Raw genomic sequence first — 17,411 nt, 5'->3', positions numbered from 1 at the left:
TGCTACGGGTTGTTTGGCAGCGGAGTATTGATTTGAATCATGACCAAGCTGGCACTTTTGCAAAGGTGAGATGCACTAAGGACCATGACACCTGAGGATCAACCATGAACCACGACGCTCTACAGAACAAAGCCTTGGCAGTACTCCTGGCGCTGGTCACCATCGCCTTCGCCTGGATTCTGCTGCCTTATTACGGCGCCATCTTCTGGGCGGTGATTCTCGGCATCCTGTTCGCACCGCTGCAGCGTCACTTGGTCATGCGTTTCGGCCGGCGCCGCAACCTGGCGGCGCTCACCACGTTGCTGGTGTGCCTGCTGGTGGCGGTGTTGCCGGTGATCGTCACCAGTGCGCTGCTGGTGCAGGAAGGCGCCAGCTTGTATCAGCGTATCGAAAGCGGGCAGTTGGATATCGCCGGGTACGTCGAGCATGGCAAGAACATGCTTCCGGCCTTTGCCCAGCACGGGCTGGACAACTTGGGCATGGGCAACCTTGAGGGGTTGCGTGACAAGATTACCAAATGGGCCACTCAAGGTAGCCAGGTGCTGGCCAGCCAGGCGTTCAGTTTCGGCCAGGGCACGTTCGAGTTTCTGGTGAGCTTCGGCATCATGACGTATTTGCTGTACTTCTTCCTGCGTGAGGGCGCCGATATAGCGCGGCGCGTACGCATGGCGGTGCCGCTGCCGGAGCAGCAGAAACGTCGGCTGCAGCTCAAGTTTCAACGCGTGGTACGAGCTACCGTCAAGGGTAACGTGGTGGTCGCTATTACCCAGGGGGCACTGGGTGGCTTCATCTTCTGGGTGCTGGATATTCCCAGTGCGCTGATCTGGGGCGTGCTGATGGCGTTCCTGTCGCTGTTGCCGGCAGTGGGCGCAGGAATCGTCTGGGCCCCGGTAGCCGCCTACTTCCTGTTGACGGGGGCGATTCTGCCGGGGGTGATCCTCGCCGCGTTCGGCGTACTGGTCATTGGCTTGGTTGATAACCTACTGCGACCGATCCTGGTGGGTAAGGACACACGCATGCCCGACTACCTGATTCTTGTGTCTACGCTGGGCGGGCTGACAGTGTTCGGGCTCAATGGCTTCGTGATCGGGCCGTTGATCGCCGCGCTGTTTCTTTCCAGTTGGACAATTTTCGCCGAAAGCAGGCCGCAGGTGCAGTTACCGTCGTGATGGCCTGCTACCGAAAACTATAGGAAACGCCCGCATACACCGCCAAGCCCTCACCCGGTGTAGAGCGGGCAACGTCCTGGCCTGCATCGTTGTAGCCTGGTGTTACCGTGGCGGCGTAACGCTTGTTGGTCAGGTTGCGCAGGTCCAGCCAGGTTTGCCAGTCCTGTTTGGGGGAGTCCCAGCCCAGGCGCGCACCAAGCAGGGCGTAGGCATCGGCGTGGTAGCTATTGGCGTAATCGACCTGCACCTTTGAGGCCAGCTGCGTATTGACCCCGGCATACAAGCCGCTTGGCCAGTCGTAGCGCAGTTCGGCCTGGTAGTAATGCATGGGAATGCCGGGCAAGCGGTTGTCGCCAAAGGTTTCATCGTCGCGGTAATGGAAGTCACTGAAGGTATAGGCCTGGCGCAGGCTTAGCTTGCCGCTTGCCGGTTGCTGCCAGAGAACGCTGTTCAGGCCGGCCTCGATACCCTGGTGCACGGTGGGGCTGGCGTTGAACTCCTTGAACGGCAGACCCTGCACCACCTCCACGTTCAGCAGCTCATGGCGTACTTGCGAGTAGTACCAGGCCAAGTCCCACTGTCCTAGCGCCGAATCACCGCGGGCGCCGAGCTCCAGAGTGGTGGCTGTCTGATTGTGCATCTTCATCGGCTGGTTGGTGACCGGCGCACTCCAGACAAGCGACCAAGGGGGCGGTGGCTCTACCGATCGGCTAAGGTTGCCGTACAGTTGCAAGTCCGGGCGAATGTCGTAGCGCAGGCCGATGCGTGGCGCGTAGTCCCAATCATGCTGGCTGACCCTGCCGCCACTGGCGGGGTAGGTGACATCGCTTTCCCGGCGGGTGTAGATCATGGCCAGCCCGGTGGTCAGCCAAAGGTCGGGCACCAGTTCCAGGTCATTACCGACATGCAGTACGGTGTCCGAACCTTGGTAGCTGAAGTCTCTAGTGCGAGCGCCGACCACATCATTGACCCGCGAGAACTGAGAAGCGCCGCTATTGGGCAGATGCTTGGTAGTACGCCAGCCGATGTTGGTCTTGCTCTGTAAGCCCAATAGGGTGTCGCGCCGAAAATAGTTCAGCGTGCCACTGACATCGCTGTAGGCCACCTTCAAGCGCATGGCGCCTTCGCGCAGGTCCATCGGGTAATCGTGATAGACCAGCCCGGTTTCCACGCGCGAATCATCCTCAAAGTAGAACGTGGTCTTGTTGCCGACCCAGGTACTGCCCGGTTGCGGCCGGCTGTCATTGCGCGACAGGTAACCGGGGTTGGCCGCGCGAGGGTCGTGCTTGATCTGCGCCTTGGTCAGGCGCCCAGCCAGTTCGTTCTGGGTTTCGCGGTAGCGTAGGTAAAAGCGCGTTTCCAGGTTCGGGTTGAAGCGGTAGCCGACGTTGGCGGCAACACCTTTCGAGCTGCCGCTGCTGTGCGCTTGGTAGCCGTCGTACTGCGAATCGGTCAGGGCCACGTAGTAGTCAAGGTTGCCCAATACTTGCCCGGAACTGATCTGGCGGTGCTGATAGCCGCGGCTGCCTAGCTCGTAGCGCACTTGCAGCGGCGCTGCATCAAAGCCTGTATGGGTCACATAATTGATGGCGCCGCCCAGCGCCAAAGCCCCCTGATCGAAGCCGTTGGCCCCGCGCAGTACCTCGGCTCGGCTTAGCCACAGGGGTTCGAAGAGTTCATAGGGCGTGCCGCCCGGGCCGGTGAGCGGCAGGCCGTCGAACATGGTGTATACACCCGAGCCATGTGCGCCCGGCGCGCGGTTGATGCCCGAGCCACGGATCGATAGCTTGATACCGTCGTTACCGGCCGATTGGGCGAATACGCCAGGCTGATAGGCCAGCACATCCTGATTGCTGGCAATCCGGCCTTGTCCCACCTTGCCCATGTCTATCAGATTGCTGGCGCCAGGTACTTGCTCTAAGCGTTCGCGTGCGTCGTCCAGTGTGCTTTGCTCTTGGGCGTTGACCAGCATCTGACCCAGTTCGATCGCAGGCGCAGCCGTGGCTTGCTGGCTGACGGTGAAAATTGCCAGCACACCAAGGTAAGACGAGTAGGGTAAAACGGGACGCATCGTACAACTCCAGGCGATAGACGAATGGACAACGGCGTTGTGACGCACGAAAGGCAGGTTAGAGCACGGCGATAAGAAACTTTCCTGTGTAGTTCGGGTAGGCGGTATTTGTAGGAACGTTCTTTACAAGTGGTACCGCTGGTGTGCAAAGGGCAGGCATTCGTAAGGTGGCTCCATAGGCGGCAGCACTGTCCGCTGCCGCATCTGGCGAACGACTAGGGAGCTCAGCGATGCAAACCAACCTGCGACCGACACCTGAAGGCCACACCGGTGCGCCGATCTACCTGACCCCGCGTGAACAGCAAGTGTTGCTGTGGTGCGCCTATGGCAAGAGTTCATGGGAGATTGGCCAGATCCTGCAGTGCAAAGAGTCGACAGTGAATTTTCACGTATCCAACCTATTGCGCAAGTTCGAGGTTCCCACGCGCGTAGCGGCGGTCATCAAAGCCATTCGCTACGGCATGCTGCAAGAGCAGTGAGGATATGACATGCGTGCAGAACAACTTGAAGCTCCGTCAACCACCGAGTCCTCATTCAGCCCTCCAAGGTACCCTGATTGTCACGATCCATTTTGGCCCCGCATCGAACTCTGCGTTTTGCGTGAACGCCTGCAACTGGACGGGAAGGTCAGTGAAGCCCGCCTTGCAGTGGCCGTGCGTTGCGCGGCAATCGATGCGGCTAACGAATTCGCCAATTGGCGCAGCGCATTGCGTGGTCATGGGTTCCGGCGTTTGGAGGATGTATGCGGGCATGCCAGTGGAAGGGCACTGTCGATCTGCTATCGATCCTTTGTCGAGGCTGCGGTTAGACGCAATCTACTGGGTGGGCCGCAAGGCCGCGGGGGGGTTAGCCATGGATGAACCCTATTTGATGGATGCAGCCATCGCCGCTATCTACCAATTAATCGACACCGAAGGCCTAGCTTTGTTTGGCGCGTTGTTGGGTACCCTGCTGGTGAACGCAGTCAGAGACCGCTTCATCACCGTGTCGCGCAAGCGCCTGTCGGGCGGTAAGCAGCTGCTATTAGTGTTTCTGACGTTAGGCGTGGGCTACTTGTTCGAACCTCTGCTGCTCTCGCTGGCGCCTATGTTATCTCGGGGCATGGCAGCCTTTGCCGCTGCGGTAGTGGTCATACCGATCACTTTGAAGGTATTGGTGTGGCTGGACTCGGTGGACCTGCGCGAACTCGTACAGCGCTGGCGCCGCCGTGATTAACCCAAGCCTGCACCGGGCAAGTACTTGGCCAGTTGCTGCACCTGCTGTTCCAGTTGACGTAAGCGTTGCTTGTCCTCGATGTGCAGAAGCACTGCCTGGCGGTCTGCGTGGGAAAGCTCACGCAGGCGCGTGAGCACGTCGCTTTCCCAGCTTTCCTGGGTTTGCTCAGGCCCCTTACCGTCGCGCTCGCCGAGCAATAGCCAATCCAGCGAACAACCCTGTTTTCGGGCTAAATCTACGCATAGTGAGTATGGAATGCTTTCGCGGACCTTCCAGCTGCTCAACGTTTGCGGGCTGACCTCTAGGCTTCTGGCCAGTTGAACGTCGGTGCTTGAACCCGTAATGAGCTTGAGGCGTGACAGCACCGCTGCAAACAAGTGGCTATTCATAGCAAATATCCATGACTGGTTTAATGACATTCCTTGGGCTTAGAATACTCTTAATGAATATATGCCCTTCTATTTGAGGAGATATCTTGGCATGAGCTGCAATTTGATGAAAAAGCTTTCTATGAAAGTAGCCAATACTCGACCTAAGTATCGAGTTTTCTTACAGCATGTTTATGCATTCCGCCTATGCAGGTACACGGCGTGAGTACTTATAAGCTGGTCTGCCCACATTGCAACAGCCGTATGCGCATTCGTACCAGTGAAGGTCGGCATATCTTTTTGCGCATTGCCTACTTGCAATGTATCAACGAGGCGTGTGGCTGGTCGGTGCGTGCGGAGTTCGAAATGACCCACGAACTTTCACCCAGTGGCATGCCCAACCCCGAAGTGCATCTGCCATCGGCGAGCAGGGAACTGCGCAGGTCTGCGCTTGCGCCGCGCGCTCAAGAGTCGCACTCGGCCAGGGATTGAAGGGCACCGGCTCGGCAGTTGCCAGGCGCAGATAAAAAAACACCCCGCATGTGCGGGGTGTTTGTGTTGCAGCTGCGATCAGCCGAGCAGTTGCAGGCCAGCGTGCTGAACCATGTCCAACAGTGGCTGCGGGTACACACCCAGAACGAAGGCGAGAATGGCAATCGCGAGCAGCATTACACCGCCAGTGCGCTGTTCCCACTTCAGCGGGGCATCGTGGCGACGCAGGTTCGGTTCCACCAGGTACAGGGTGACCATCACACGCAGGTAGTAGTAGACGCCGATGGCGCTACCGATCACCAGCGCACCGACCAGCCACCACAACTGCGACTCGACGCCAGTGGCGATGATGTAGAACTTGCCAATGAAGCCTGCCGTCAGCGGAATGCCTGCCAGCGACAGCATCATCACGGTCAGTACCGCGGTCAGGTACGGACGGCGCCAGAACAGGCCGCGGTATTCGTACAGCGCGTCGGCGTCACGGCCACCATAGGGCGACGACATCAGGGTGATCACGCCAAAGGCGCCCAGGCTGGTGATCACGTAGGTGACCAGGTAAACGCCCATGGCCTCCATGGCCAGGCCTTTGCTTGCGACCAGCGCGATGACCAGGTAGCCGAAGTGAGCGATGGACGAGTAACCGAGCAGACGCTTGAGGTTGCTCTGGGTCAACGCCAGCAGGTTGCCGACCAGGATCGAAGCTACTGCAATTACCGCAAGCACGGTGCTCAGTACGCCGCTGCTGGCAGCCGGCGACAGCATGAACAGGCGCACCACGACGGCGAACACGGCAACCTTGCTGGCTGTGGCCAGAAACGCGGCGACTGGCGCCGGGGCGCCCTCGTAGACGTCCGGAGTCCACAGGTGGAAGGGCACCAGGGACAGCTTGAAGGCAAGGCCAACCAACATCATGCCCAGGCCCAGTTGAGCCATCAGGCTAGGCATGCTGGTAGCAGCGAGGGCCTTGCCCAGTTGGTCGAACGTCAGGCTGCCAGCATCGGCGTACAGCAAGGCCATGCCGAACAGCAGGAAGGCCGAGCCTGCGGCCGACAGCACCATGTACTTGATGCCGGCTTCCAAAGAGCGCTTGTTGAAGAACGCATAGGCCACCAGGCCGTAGACCGGTACCGACAGCAGCTCAAGGCCGATGAACAGGCCAGCCAGGTGGTTGGCGCTCACCAGCACCAGGCCACCGAGGGCGGACATCAGCAGCAGCAGGTACAGTTCTTCACGGTTACCCGGGAAGCCTTTGGAGCCTTCCCCCAGATAAGCGTGGGCCAAGGTCACGCAGGCCAAGGTTGCGACCAGGATGATCGCCATGTACAGGCAGGCGAACTTGTCGATGGTGACCAGCGAGGTGACCGCCAGTGGCGCGACCTTCAGCGCTGGCAGGATCGACAGCAGGGCCAGGTTCAGGCCCACGGTGGACAGCAGGAAGGTCTGCGAGTGGTTGCGCTTGCAGGCGATCGCCAACATCACCACCACCGTGGTGATGGTGGTGATCAGCATCGGCGCCAATGCGATGAAGTGTTGAGTGGTGAATTCCATAGCGCTCTTACCGGGCCGAAGCGAGTTGAGTGAAAGCGGAACCGAGCCACTGCTGCACACCACTCATGGTGGCTGCAGAGGTATCGAGGAACGGCTGTGGATACACGCCCAGCAGGATCAGCAGCCCGGCAAGGCCCAGGACCATGATCAGTTCGCGGCTATCCATGCCGGCCAGCACGGTGTCGGCCTTGGCCGGGCCGAAGTAGGCGCGGTGGATCATGATCAGTGAGTACACCGAACCGAATACCAGGCCAGTCGTGGCGATCACGGTGATCCACGGTACATGCACGAAGCTGCCGATCAAGATCAGGAACTCGCCGACGAAGTTGCCGGTGCCTGGCAGGCCCAGCGATGCCGCCGCGAAGAACAGGCTGATCGCTGGCAGGTAGGCGATGCGGTGCCACAGGCCACCCATCTGACGCATGTCACGGGTATGCAGACGCTCGTACAGCTGCCCCGACAGAATGAACAGCGCGGCTGCGGACAGGCCGTGGGCCAGCATCTGGATCACCGCGCCTTGCAGCGCTTGCTGGCTGCCCGAGTAGATACCAATCAGCACAAAGCCCATGTGCGAGACACTGGAGAAGGCGATCAGGCGCTTGATGTCGGTCTGGGCGAAGGCCAGGAAGGCACCGTAGAAGATCCCGATCAGGCCCAGGGTCATGGCGATAGGCGCGAACTCTGCCGAGGCATTGGGGAACAGCGGCAGAGCGAAGCGCAGCAGGCCGTAGGCCGCAGTCTTGAGCAAGATACCGGCAAGGTCCACGGAGCCTGCGGTCGGCGCCTGGGCGTGAGCGTCGGGCAGCCAGGAATGGAACGGCACCACCGGCAGCTTCACCGCGAAGGCGATGAAGAAGCCCAGCATCAGCAGGTACTCGGTACCGGCCGGCAGCTCAGCCTTGAGCAGGTCACTGTAGTTGAAGGTGATCACGCCGGTGTTGGTGTAGTTGACCAGCACCAGGCCAAGGATCGCCACCAGCATGATCAGGCCGCTGGCCTGGGTGAAGATGAAGAACTTGGTCGCCGCGTAGATCCTTGTCTTCTTGCCATCTGCCGAGCTATGGCCCCAGAGCGCGATGAGGAAGTACATCGGCACCAGCATCATTTCCCAGAAGAAGAAGAACAGGAACAGGTCCAAGGCCAGGAACACACCGACCACACCGCCGAGGATCCACATCAGGTTGAGGTGGAAGAAGCCGACGTGGCGTTGGATCTCTTTCCAGGAGCACAGCACCGACAGCACACCGAGCAAGCCGGTGAGCAGGATCATCAACAGCGACAGGCCATCGAGGGCCAGATGGATGCTGATGCCGAAGCGCTGGATCCACTGGACTTTGTATTCCAGGGCCCAGGCCGGTTCTGCGCCAGGAGCGGGGGCGAGGGTGTAGTCGCCGTGCGCCCACAGCCACAGGCCGATGCCGAGCAGCAGGGACATGGTCAGCAGCGCGATCCAGCGCGGCAGGGTGGCGCCGAAGCGCTCACCCAGCCAGCACAGGAAGCCGCCGATGAAGGGGATCAGGATCAGCCAAGGCAAAATCATGACGGGTTCGTTTCCTTTCGCAGAGTCGCAAGGTTCGCAAAGTTCATGGTCATACCGCTGCCACTACCACAGCGCCGAGTACCAGCACTGCGCCAACGGCGATCGAGGCGGTGTACCAGCGCAGCTGGCCAGTCTCGGTCTTGCTCATGGCGACGTGGCCGCCGCGAGCCATGCGAGGGATAAGGCCGATGCCGCGGTCAACCGGGTCCTTGCGCAGGAGGTGGCTGATCAACAGGTAAGGCTTGACGAACAGCTTGTCGTAGATCCAGTCAAAGCCCCAGGCGGCGAACCACCAGGCCGACAACACGCGCCCGATGCCGCTGTTGGCGATTGCACTGACCAAGCGGCGCTTGCCGAGGAACAGCAAGCCCGACAGCAGGATGCCTGCGATGGCGATGGCACCGGAGGTGATCTCCAGCGCATGCTTGGCTTCGCCGCCGGCATGGCCGGCGCTTTGCGGCAGCACACCTGCCAGCGGTGGCGTGATCCAGGCACCGACGAACGTCGACAGCACGATCAGCACACCCAGTGGCAGCCAATGGCTGATGCCGTGGCCAGCGTGGGCTTCGGTCTTCGCTTCGCCGTGGAAGGCGATGAAGATCAGGCGGAAGGTGTACAGCGAGGTCATGAATGCGCCGACCAGGCCGGCATACAGCAGGCCGGTGTTGCCACTGGCGAAGGCCTCCCAGAGGATCTCGTCCTTGGAGTAGAAGCCCACGGTCACGATCGGCAGTGCAGCCAAGGCGGCGCCGCCGACCACGAAGCTTGCGTATGCCAGCGGCAGCTTCTTCCACAGCCCGCCCATCTTGAAGATGTTCTGTTCGTGGTGGCAGGCAACGATCACCGCGCCGGAGGCAAGGAACAGCAGGGCCTTGAAGAACGCATGAGTCATCAGGTGGAAGATCGCCGCGTCCCAGGCACCTACGCCCAGCGCAAGGAACATGTAGCCGATCTGGCTCATGGTCGAGTAGGCGAGGATACGCTTGATGTCGGTCTGCACCAGCGCGGCGAAGCCGGCCAGTACCAAGGTCACGCCACCGACCACGCCCACCAGGTGCAGAATGTCCGGTGCCAGCAGGAACAGGCCGTTGGTGCGGGCGATCAGGTACACGCCTGCGGTAACCATGGTTGCAGCGTGGATCAGCGCCGAAACCGGAGTCGGGCCCGCCATCGCGTCGGCCAGCCAGGTCTGCAGTGGCAGCTGGGCAGACTTACCGACCGCACCGCCCAGCAGCATCAGGGTCGCCAGCACCATCCAGGTATCGCCAGCCTGGAACTTCTGCGGCGCCAATACCAGCAGCTCCTGCACGTTCAGGGTTCCCAGCTGGGCGAACAGGATGAACAGGCCGATGGCCATGAACACGTCGCCGATGCGGGTGACGATGAACGCCTTGAGCGCGGCATTGCCGTTGTTGCGGTTGCTGTAGTAGAAACCGATCAACAGGTACGAGCACAGGCCCACGCCTTCCCAGCCGAAGTAGATGAACAGCAGGTTATCGCCCAGGATCAGGAACAGCATGCTGGCGATGAACAGGTTGGTGTACGAGAAGAAGCGCGAGTAACCGGCTTCGCCGCGCATGTACCAGGAGGCGAACAGGTGGATCAGGAAGCCGACCCCGGTAACCACGCCGAGCATGGTCACCGACAGGCCGTCCAGGTAGAGGGTGAAGTTCGGCGCGAAGCCGTCCACCGACATCCACTGCCACAGCAACTGGCTGTAAGCGCCGCCTTCAGGTGGGGCGACATTGAACTGCCAGATGACATAGGCAGCGGTGGCTGCCGAGAGGCCTACCGAGCCGACGCCGATCAGCGCCGACAGGTTCTCTGAGAACCGCCCGCGCGAGAACGACAGCAGCACAAAGCCGATGAGGGGGAAGACGAAAGTCAGGAAGAGTAGGTTCATCCGCGCATCTCACTGGCAGCATCGATGTCGAGAGTGTGGAAGCGGCGATACAGCTGCAGCAGGATCGCCAGGCCAATACTGGCTTCGGCGGCTGCCAGGCTGATCACCAGAATGAACATCACCTGGCCGTCGGGCTGGACCCAACGAGCACCGGCGACGATGAACGCCAGAGCAGCCGCGTTCATCATGACTTCCAGGCTCATCAGCACGAAGAGGATGTTGCGGCGGACCATCAGGCCAACCAGGCCTAAACAGAACAGGATGCCGGCGACTGCCAGACCATGTTCGAGAGGGATAGCACCCATGATTTACTCCTTCGCCTCGTTGCGGCCCAGGTGGAAGGCGGTGACCGCTGCTGCCAGCAGCAGCATCGATGCCAGTTCGACCACCAGCAGGTATGGGCCGAACAGGCTGATACCCACTTCTTTGGGGCCGACGGTGGTACCGCTGATGGCCGCACCGGTCGGGGCGACGAACAGCACGTACAGCAGCTCCAGCAGCAGCAGGGCGGCCAGAAGCACCGGCCCTGCCCAGATGCCGGGCTTGAGCCAGCCCCTCTCCTGGGCCACCGAAGCCGGCCCCAGGTTGAGCATCATCACCACAAACACGAACAGCACCATAATGGCACCGGCATAGGCGATCACTTCCAGGGCGCCGGCAAACGGCGCGCCCAGGGCGAAGAAGATCATCGCAACGGAGATCAGCGAGATGATCAGGTAAAGCAAGGCGTGTACGGGGTTGGTGCCCGTCACCACCCGAAGGGTGGAGACCACGGCGATCCCGGATGCGAAGTAGAAAGCGAATTCCATCTTTCTGTCCTTATGGGAGCAAGCTCTTCACGTTGATCGGCTCGGCTTCGTTCTGTGCAGCGCCCTTGGGCTTGCCAGCGATCGCCATACCCGCAACACGGTAGAAGTTGTAGTCAGGGTTCTTGCCGGGGCCGGAGATCAGCAGATCTTCTTTCTCGTACACCAGGTCCTGACGCTTGAACTCGGCCATTTCGAAATCCGGAGTCAGCTGGATCGCGGTGGTCGGGCACGCCTCTTCACACAGGCCGCAGAAGATGCAGCGCGAGAAGTTGATGCGGAAGAACTCCGGGTACCAGCGCCCGTCCTCGGTTTCGGCCTTCTGCAGCGAGATGCAGCCGACCGGGCAGGCCACCGCGCAGAGGTTGCACGCTACGCAGCGCTCCTCGCCATCGGGGTCGCGGGTGAGAACGATGCGGCCGCGGTAGCGCGGCGGCAGGTAAACGGGTTCTTCGGGGTACTGCAGGGTGTCGCGCTTGCGGAACCCGTGGGAGAACACCATGGCCAGGCTGCGCAGCTGAGTGCCGGTGCCCTTAACGATGTCGCCGATATACTTGAACATGGGTCAAATCCTCACTGGGCCGCGACGGCTGGCGTGTTGTAGAGCACGATCGCAGCGGTCACCAGCAAATTGATCAGGGTCAGCGGCAGGCAGAACTTCCAGCTGAAGTCCATCACCTGGTCATAGCGTGGGCGCGGGATAGACGCGCGCAGCAGGATGAACAGCATGATGAAGAACGCGGTCTTCAGGGCGAACCACAGGAACGACAGTTGCGGCAGGATGCCGAACGGGCCGTGCCAGCCGCCGAAGAACAGGGTCACCAGCAGCGCCGAGATGAGGATGATGCCGATGTACTCACCGACGAAGAACATGCCCCATTTCATGCCGGCATACTCGATGTGATAGCCGTCGGCCAGTTCCTGCTCCGCTTCCGGCTGGTCGAATGGGTGACGGTGAGTCACGGCCACGCCAGCGATGAAGAATGTGCAGAAGCCAAAGAACTGCGGAATGATGAACCACAGGTTCTGCGCCTGATACTCGACGATGTCGCGCATGTTGAACGAGCCGACCTGCACCACCACGCCCATCAGCGCCAGGCCCAGGAACACTTCGTACGACACGGTCTGTGCCGAGGCGCGCAAGCTGCCCAGCAGGGCATACTTGTTGTTCGACGACCAGCCAGCGAACAGCACCGCATAAACCGAAAGGCCGGCCATGGCGAAGAAGAACAGCAGGCCGATGTTCAGGTCCGCCACGCCCCACAGCGGTGTGATCGGGATCACGCAGAAGGCGATCAACAGCGCACTCATGGCCACGACCGGCGCCAGGGTGAAGATCATGCGATCGACGAAAGGCGGGTTCCAGTCTTCCTTGAAGAACATCTTCAGCATGTCGGCCGCGATCTGGAACATGCCGAACGGGCCCACCCGGTTCGGACCATAACGGTCCTGCCACCAGCCCAGCAGGCGACGCTCGACGAAGCTGAGCAGTGCGCCGCAGACCACCACCGCGAGCAGGACCACGATGGCCCGGACCACGGTAAGGATCACATCGATCACTTCGGGGGTGAACCAGCTCATTGTGCTGCCTCCTGCAGACCTTCGACGGATGCACCGAAGATGGCAGGCGGAATGCCGGCCAGGCCTTTGGGCAACGCAACCAGGCCAGCGCCCAGTTCTTCATTGATGCGCAGCGGCAGGCGCAGGGCCACACCGCCGACGTTCAAGCTCAGCAGCGCGCCGTCGTTGACGCCCAGGCGGTCGGCTTCGGACTTGGCCAGGCCGACGTAGGCGGCCGGGATGCGCTCCTGCACCGGAGCGGCGCGCGAGGAGCTTTCTTCGCTGCCGAACAGGTGGAAGAACGGTACCGCAGTCCAGGTACCGCGGGCCGGGTTGAACGCGCCCGGAATGTTGTTGAACCAGCTCAGGCGATCGCCTTGGGATTCGATCAGACGAACGCCTGGGTCACCGGCACGCAGGTGGCCACCGACCTCGTCCTGGAACTTGTTCCAGGCTTGCGGCGAGTTCCAACCCGGCGACCAGGCGAACGGCACCTGCTGGCGCGGTTCAGCCGAGCCCGAGTAACCTTCCATGGAGAAGGCGAACGCGGTGTCCTTGTCCTGGGGGGTACGTGGCTCGTGCACGCTGATGTTGGCGCGCATGGCGGTACGGCCGGAGTAACGCAGCGGCTCGCGGGCCAGCTTCAAGCCCTTGATGCGGAACGCTGCGCTCGGCGCTGCGTTGATGATGCCGGCCAGTTGCGGTACGGCTTGGGCGCAGGCGCTGGTGACATGGTCCAGCTGGGTCCAGTCGACCGGCTTGTTCAGCAAGGTGGCACGCAGGGCGTGCATCCAGCGCCAGCCTTCGTGAACCAGGATGCTGCTGTCCAGGTACTGCGGGTCGAACACCTGGAAGAAGCGCTGAGCGCGGCCTTCCTGGCTCACCAGGGTACCGTCGCCTTCGGCGAACGAGGCCGCCGGCAGTACCAGGTGGGCGCGATCGACAGTGGCGGTCTTGGAGTGGTCGGCCACGATCACTACCTTGGCGGCGGCCAGGGCTGCATCAACCTTGGCAGCCGCTACGCGGGCGTACAGGTCGTTTTCCAGCACGACAATGGCGTCGGCCTTGCCGCTGATGACTGCGTCCAGCGCAGCGTCGAGCGACTCGCCACCCATCATGGCCATGCCCAGGCTGTTGGCCTCAGGCACCACCAGGCTCAGCGAGCCGTTCTTCTCGCGCAGCTTCAGCGCCTTGGCGATGTTGGCGGCGGCTTCGATCAGCGCAGGGTCGGCCAGCGAGGTACCGGCAATCACCAGCGGGCGTTTGGCCGCGACGAGGGCGTCGGCGATGCGCTGGGCCAGGGCCTTGGCTTCGTCGTCCAGGCCGGCGACGGCAGGGGCGCTCGGGTCGATGGCGTTGGCCACTGCGAAACCGATGCGGGCCAGGTCAGCAGGGGCGGCGTGTACGCATTCTTCGGCAACGTCGTCCAGCTTGGTTTCGGCCAGCGAGGCGATGAACAGCGGGTACAGTGCGTGCTGGCCGATGTTTTTCACGGCGGCGTCCAGCCAAGGCTGCACCTTCATCGCTTCGGCCATGGCCTCGGCTTTGCCCTTGGTGGCCTGGCGCACGGACAGCGCCATACGGGCAGCAGTCTGGGTCAGGTCTTCACCGAGCACGAACACCGCGTCGTGGTCTTCGATGTCGCGCAGGGTCGGCACTGGCAGCGGGCTGTTGTTCAGCACGTTCAGGGCCAGGCGCACGCGGGCCAGTTCGCCTTCTTCCATGCCGGAGTAGAAATAGTCGGCGCCGACCAGCTCACGCAGGCCGTAGTTGCTTTCGAGGCTGGCGCGTGGCGAGCCGATACCAACGATGGTACGGCCGCGCAGCAGATCGGCGGCCTTGTCCAGAGCGGCGTCCAGGCCCAGCTTGGTGCCGTCGGCCAGATGTGGCTGGCGCGGGCGGTCCTTGCGGTTGACGTAGCCGTAGCCGAAGCGGCCGCGGTCGCACAGGAAGTACTGGTTGACCGAACCGTTGAAGCGGTTTTCGACCCGGCGCAGTTCGCCGTAGCGCTCACCCGGGCTGATGTTGCAGCCGCTGGAGCAGCCGTGGCAGATGCTCGGGGCGAACTGCATGTCCCATTTGCGGTTGTAGCGCTCGGAGTGGGTCTTGTCGGTGAACACGCCGGTCGGGCAGACCTCGGTCAGGTTACCGGAGAACTCACTTTCCAATACACCGTCTTCGACGCGGCCGAAGTACACGTTGTCGTGGGCGCCGTACACGCCCAGGTCGGTACCACCGGCGTAGTCCTTGTAATAACGCACGCAGCGGTAGCAGGCGATGCAGCGGTTCATCTCATGGGCGATGAACGGGCCGAGGTCCTGGTTCTGGTGGGTACGCTTGGTGAAACGGTAGCGGCGCTCGTTGTGGCCGGTCATTACCGTCATGTCCTGCAGGTGGCAGTGACCGCCTTCCTCGCACACCGGGCAGTCGTGCGGGTGGTTGGTCATCAGCCATTCGACGACGCTTGCGCGAAACGCCTTGGACTCATCATCGTCGATGGAGATCCAGGTGCCGTCGGAGGCTGGGGTCATGCAGGACATGACGATGCGACCACGGGTGTCGTTCTCGTCGGTGTACTGCTTGACCGCACACTGCCGGCAGGCGCCGACGCTACCAAGCGCCGGGTGCCAGCAGAAATAAGGGATGTCGAGGCCGAGCGACAGACAAGCCTGTAACAGGTTGTCCGCACCGTTGACTTCGAGCGCTTTGCCGTCTACGTGGATAGTGGCCATTGTTCAAAGTTCTTCGTTGGCCCGCGTGAGCGGGCGTGGCTAATGGAAATCGGTGAGCTTGCGACACGCCACGATCTCTCGGGCCTGCCGGCTAGCTGGCGAGTGGCACGGGCCACTGGCCTAATCATCTTGTTATGCGCCGACCACGATCGGCCCGGGCTGGATTGGCTTTGCCAGGTTCGGGCGCAAAGCATCACCAGCACCCGCTGGAGCGACACCTGCCTCGAACTCCGAGCGGAAGTATTTGATGGCACTGCCCAATGGCTCGACGGCACCTGGTGCGTGAGCACAGAAGGTACGGCCTGGGCCGAGGAAGTTGACCAGCCCCAGCAGCGTCTCGATGTCTTCGGCGCGACCTTGGCCGTTTTCCAGCGCGCGCAGCATTTTCACGCTCCACGGCAAGCCGTCACGGCATGGGGTGCACCAGCCGCACGATTCGCGGGCGAAGAACTCTTCCATGTTACGCAGCAGCGAGACCATGTTGATGCTGTCGTCGACCGCCATGGCAAGGCCGGTACCCATGCGGGTGCCTACCTTGGCGATGCCACCGGCGTACATCTGTGCGTCGAGGTGCTCTGGCAGCAGGAACCCAGTACCGGCGCCGCCTGGCTGCCAGCACTTGAGCTTGAAGCCATCGCGCATGCCGCCGGCATAGTCTTCGAACAGCTCACGGGCGGTCACGCCGAATGGCAGTTCCCACAGGCCAGGGTTCTTCACCTTGCCGGAGAAGCCCATCAGCTTGGTGCCGTGGTCTTCGCTGCCTTCGCGGGCCAGCGACTTGTACCAGTCGTTGCCGTTGGCAACGATGGCTGGCACGTTGCACAGGGTTTCGACGTTGTTCACGCAAGTCGGCTTGCCCCACACACCCACGGCGGCAGGGAAGGGCGGCTTGGAGCGCGGGTTGGCGCGGCGGCCTTCCAGCGAGTTGATCAGTGCGGTTTCTTCACCGCAGATGTAGCGCCCGGCACCGGTGTGCACGAACAGCTCGAAGTCAAAGCCGCTGCCCAGGATGTTCTTGCCCAGCAAGCCTGCGGCTTTGGCTTCATCGATGGCACGGTTGAGGTTCTTCGCCGCAGTGGTGTACTCGCCACGCAGGAAGATATAGCCACGGTAGGCCTTCAGGGCGCGGGCGCTGATCAGCATGCCCTCGACCAGCAGATGGGGCTGTTGCTCCATCAGCATGCGGTCCTTCCAGGTGTTGGGTTCCATTTCGTCCGCGTTGCACAGCAGGTAGCGGATGTTCATGGATTCGTCTTTGGGCATCAGGCCCCACTTCACGCCAGTGGGGAAACCTGCACCGCCCCGGCCCTTGAGGCCAGAGTCCTTGACGCTTTGCACGATGTCGTCGGCGGACATGTCTGCCAGCGCCTTGCGCGCAGCGGCATAGCCGTTCTTCGACTCGTACTCGGCCAGCCAGACCGGCTCGCCGTCATCTCGCAGGCGCCAGGTCAGCGGGTGGGTTTCGGCCGAACGCGCGATGCGGTTGGCCGGGCCGAAGGAAGTAATGGTCATACGTAACCCTCCAGCAGTTTGGAAACGCCAGCCGGCTGCACGTCACCGAAGGTGTCGTCATCGATCATCAGCGCCGGGGCCTTGTCGCAGTTGCCCAGGCAGCACACTGGCAGCAGGGTAAAACGCCCGTCCGCGGTGGTCTGGCCGAGGCCGATACCTAGTTCGCTTTGGATTTGGCTGACCACGGATTCGTGGCCACCGATGTAGCAGACCATGCTGTCGCACACACGGATGATGTGGCGGCCAACAGGCTGACGGAAGATCTGGCTGTAGAACGTGGCCACACCCTCGACGTCGCTTGCCGGGATGCCAAGCACTTCGCCGATGGCATGGATGGCGCCATCGGGCACCCAGCCACGTTCCTTCTGGACGATCTTCAAGGCTTCGATGGACGCCGCGCGCGGGTCCTCGTAGTGATGCATTTCGTGCTCGATGGCCGAGCGCTCGGTTTCGCTCAGGGCGAAACGGTCTGTCTGGATAAGCGTGCTGTTCATG

At 61.7% G+C, this 17,411-nt stretch carries 17 protein-coding genes; 5 read left to right on the top strand and 12 right to left on the bottom strand.

The features are described 5' to 3' along the window. Nucleotides 1-104: 104 nt before the first annotated feature. Nucleotides 105-1,169 (top strand): AI-2E family transporter, encoded by a 1,065-nt coding sequence (locus J5M56_RS09285; protein ID WP_186478969.1) that lies wholly within the window; start codon nt 105-107, stop codon nt 1,167-1,169. Between the two features lie 7 nt (nt 1,170-1,176). Here J5M56_RS09285 and J5M56_RS09280 read toward each other — a convergent pair whose 3' ends face one another. After that, nucleotides 1,177-3,240, bottom strand: a complete 2,064-nt coding sequence (locus J5M56_RS09280; protein WP_207936565.1) for a TonB-dependent receptor — start codon at nt 3,238-3,240, stop codon at nt 1,177-1,179. Nucleotides 3,241-3,470: 230 nt separating this feature from the next. Here J5M56_RS09280 and J5M56_RS09275 point away from each other — a divergent pair, with 230 nt between their 5' ends. The 3 genes from J5M56_RS09275 to J5M56_RS09265 are packed head-to-tail and all read left to right on the top strand — an operon-like array spanning nt 3,471 to nt 4,455. Next, entirely contained in the window at nt 3,471-3,719 is a 249-nt protein-coding gene (locus J5M56_RS09275; protein ID WP_060480254.1) for a helix-turn-helix domain-containing protein, read from the top strand. A 9-nt stretch (nt 3,720-3,728) separates the two neighbouring features. Next, the gene (locus J5M56_RS09270) at nt 3,729-4,100 is read left to right on the top strand and encodes a head completion/stabilization protein (RefSeq protein WP_186478967.1); all 372 of its coding nucleotides are present in this window, start codon (nt 3,729-3,731) and stop codon (nt 4,098-4,100) included. Then, nucleotides 4,093-4,455, top strand: a complete 363-nt coding sequence (locus J5M56_RS09265) for a hypothetical protein (RefSeq protein WP_060480256.1) — start codon at nt 4,093-4,095, stop codon at nt 4,453-4,455. The genes J5M56_RS09270 and J5M56_RS09265 overlap by 8 nt, the downstream gene beginning before the upstream one ends. Here J5M56_RS09265 and J5M56_RS09260 read toward each other — a convergent pair. Beyond that, nucleotides 4,452-4,844, bottom strand: coding sequence for a helix-turn-helix domain-containing protein (locus tag J5M56_RS09260; RefSeq protein WP_186478966.1), 393 nt, complete (start codon nt 4,842-4,844; stop codon nt 4,452-4,454). The genes J5M56_RS09265 and J5M56_RS09260 overlap by 4 nt on opposite strands. Before the next feature lie 201 nt (nt 4,845-5,045). Between J5M56_RS09260 and J5M56_RS09255 the strand changes: the two genes are divergently transcribed. Next, complete coding sequence (locus J5M56_RS09255) at nt 5,046-5,315, top strand: ogr/Delta-like zinc finger family protein (RefSeq protein ID WP_186478965.1); 270 nt, start codon at nt 5,046-5,048, stop codon at nt 5,313-5,315. A gap of 78 nt (nt 5,316-5,393) precedes the next feature. Here the strand turns inward: J5M56_RS09255 and nuoN are convergent, their stop codons facing one another. The 10 genes from nuoN to nuoE all read right to left on the bottom strand — a co-directional run bounded on the left by nuoN (nt 5,394) and on the right by nuoE (nt 17,410). Further along, nucleotides 5,394-6,863 (bottom strand): NADH-quinone oxidoreductase subunit NuoN, encoded by a 1,470-nt coding sequence (nuoN, locus tag J5M56_RS09250; RefSeq protein ID WP_060480258.1) that lies wholly within the window; start codon nt 6,861-6,863, stop codon nt 5,394-5,396. Between the two features lie 7 nt (nt 6,864-6,870). Continuing rightward, entirely contained in the window at nt 6,871-8,403 is a 1,533-nt protein-coding gene (gene nuoM, locus J5M56_RS09245; protein WP_060480259.1) for an NADH-quinone oxidoreductase subunit M, read from the bottom strand. A gap of 49 nt (nt 8,404-8,452) precedes the next feature. Then, nucleotides 8,453-10,306 (bottom strand): NADH-quinone oxidoreductase subunit L, encoded by a 1,854-nt coding sequence (nuoL, locus tag J5M56_RS09240; protein WP_060480260.1) that lies wholly within the window; start codon nt 10,304-10,306, stop codon nt 8,453-8,455. After that, nucleotides 10,303-10,611, bottom strand: coding sequence for an NADH-quinone oxidoreductase subunit NuoK (gene nuoK, locus J5M56_RS09235; RefSeq protein WP_023631349.1), 309 nt, complete (start codon nt 10,609-10,611; stop codon nt 10,303-10,305). Before nuoK ends, nuoL begins: the two co-directional genes overlap by 4 nt. Before the next feature lie 3 nt (nt 10,612-10,614). Further along, complete coding sequence (gene nuoJ, locus J5M56_RS09230; protein WP_060480261.1) at nt 10,615-11,115, bottom strand: NADH-quinone oxidoreductase subunit J; 501 nt, start codon at nt 11,113-11,115, stop codon at nt 10,615-10,617. A 10-nt stretch (nt 11,116-11,125) separates the two neighbouring features. Continuing rightward, the gene (nuoI, locus tag J5M56_RS09225; RefSeq protein ID WP_016488223.1) at nt 11,126-11,674 is read right to left on the bottom strand and encodes an NADH-quinone oxidoreductase subunit NuoI; all 549 of its coding nucleotides are present in this window, start codon (nt 11,672-11,674) and stop codon (nt 11,126-11,128) included. An 11-nt stretch (nt 11,675-11,685) separates the two neighbouring features. Further along, a complete protein-coding gene (gene nuoH / locus J5M56_RS09220) occupies nt 11,686-12,693 on the bottom strand; it encodes an NADH-quinone oxidoreductase subunit NuoH (protein WP_054884882.1) in 1,008 nt (335 codons plus the stop codon). Further along, the gene (nuoG, locus tag J5M56_RS09215) at nt 12,690-15,404 is read right to left on the bottom strand and encodes an NADH-quinone oxidoreductase subunit NuoG (RefSeq protein WP_207936563.1); all 2,715 of its coding nucleotides are present in this window, start codon (nt 15,402-15,404) and stop codon (nt 12,690-12,692) included. Before nuoG ends, nuoH begins: the two co-directional genes overlap by 4 nt. 132 nt (nt 15,405-15,536) lie before the next feature. Next, entirely contained in the window at nt 15,537-16,916 is a 1,380-nt protein-coding gene (nuoF, locus tag J5M56_RS09210) for an NADH-quinone oxidoreductase subunit NuoF (RefSeq protein WP_207936561.1), read from the bottom strand. Continuing rightward, complete coding sequence (nuoE, locus tag J5M56_RS09205) at nt 16,913-17,410, bottom strand: NADH-quinone oxidoreductase subunit NuoE (RefSeq protein ID WP_003251433.1); 498 nt, start codon at nt 17,408-17,410, stop codon at nt 16,913-16,915. Before nuoE ends, nuoF begins: the two co-directional genes overlap by 4 nt. Nucleotide 17,411: the final 1 nt, after the last annotated feature.

The sequence above is a fragment of the Pseudomonas sp. 51_B genome (assembly GCF_017491595.1).
Taxonomy (GTDB): domain Bacteria; phylum Pseudomonadota; class Gammaproteobacteria; order Pseudomonadales; family Pseudomonadaceae; genus Aquipseudomonas; species Aquipseudomonas promysalinigenes.
This window is presented reverse-complemented; position numbering and strand designations above follow the sequence as displayed.

What these genes read in the sequence shown, in the direction of transcription:
- nuoE (WP_003251433.1), bottom strand. Translation starts at nt 17,410, where the DNA reads ATGAACAGCACGCTTATCCAGACAGACCGTTTCGCCCTGAGCGAAACC.
- nuoL (WP_060480260.1), bottom strand. Translation starts at nt 10,306, where the DNA reads ATGAACCTACTCTTCCTGACTTTCGTCTTCCCCCTCATCGGCTTTGTG.
- nuoG (WP_207936563.1), bottom strand. Translation starts at nt 15,404, where the DNA reads ATGGCCACTATCCACGTAGACGGCAAAGCGCTCGAAGTCAACGGTGCG.
- J5M56_RS09285 (WP_186478969.1), top strand. Translation starts at nt 105, where the DNA reads ATGAACCACGACGCTCTACAGAACAAAGCCTTGGCAGTACTCCTGGCG.
- nuoK (WP_023631349.1), bottom strand. Translation starts at nt 10,611, where the DNA reads ATGGGTGCTATCCCTCTCGAACATGGTCTGGCAGTCGCCGGCATCCTG.
- J5M56_RS09260 (WP_186478966.1), bottom strand. Translation starts at nt 4,844, where the DNA reads ATGAATAGCCACTTGTTTGCAGCGGTGCTGTCACGCCTCAAGCTCATT.
- J5M56_RS09265 (WP_060480256.1), top strand. Translation starts at nt 4,093, where the DNA reads ATGGATGAACCCTATTTGATGGATGCAGCCATCGCCGCTATCTACCAA.
- J5M56_RS09270 (WP_186478967.1), top strand. Translation starts at nt 3,729, where the DNA reads ATGCGTGCAGAACAACTTGAAGCTCCGTCAACCACCGAGTCCTCATTC.
- nuoF (WP_207936561.1), bottom strand. Translation starts at nt 16,916, where the DNA reads ATGACCATTACTTCCTTCGGCCCGGCCAACCGCATCGCGCGTTCGGCC.
- nuoM (WP_060480259.1), bottom strand. Translation starts at nt 8,403, where the DNA reads ATGATTTTGCCTTGGCTGATCCTGATCCCCTTCATCGGCGGCTTCCTG.
- nuoH (WP_054884882.1), bottom strand. Translation starts at nt 12,693, where the DNA reads ATGAGCTGGTTCACCCCCGAAGTGATCGATGTGATCCTTACCGTGGTC.
- nuoJ (WP_060480261.1), bottom strand. Translation starts at nt 11,115, where the DNA reads ATGGAATTCGCTTTCTACTTCGCATCCGGGATCGCCGTGGTCTCCACC.
- nuoN (WP_060480258.1), bottom strand. Translation starts at nt 6,863, where the DNA reads ATGGAATTCACCACTCAACACTTCATCGCATTGGCGCCGATGCTGATC.
- J5M56_RS09280 (WP_207936565.1), bottom strand. Translation starts at nt 3,240, where the DNA reads ATGCGTCCCGTTTTACCCTACTCGTCTTACCTTGGTGTGCTGGCAATT.
- nuoI (WP_016488223.1), bottom strand. Translation starts at nt 11,674, where the DNA reads ATGTTCAAGTATATCGGCGACATCGTTAAGGGCACCGGCACTCAGCTG.
- J5M56_RS09275 (WP_060480254.1), top strand. Translation starts at nt 3,471, where the DNA reads ATGCAAACCAACCTGCGACCGACACCTGAAGGCCACACCGGTGCGCCG.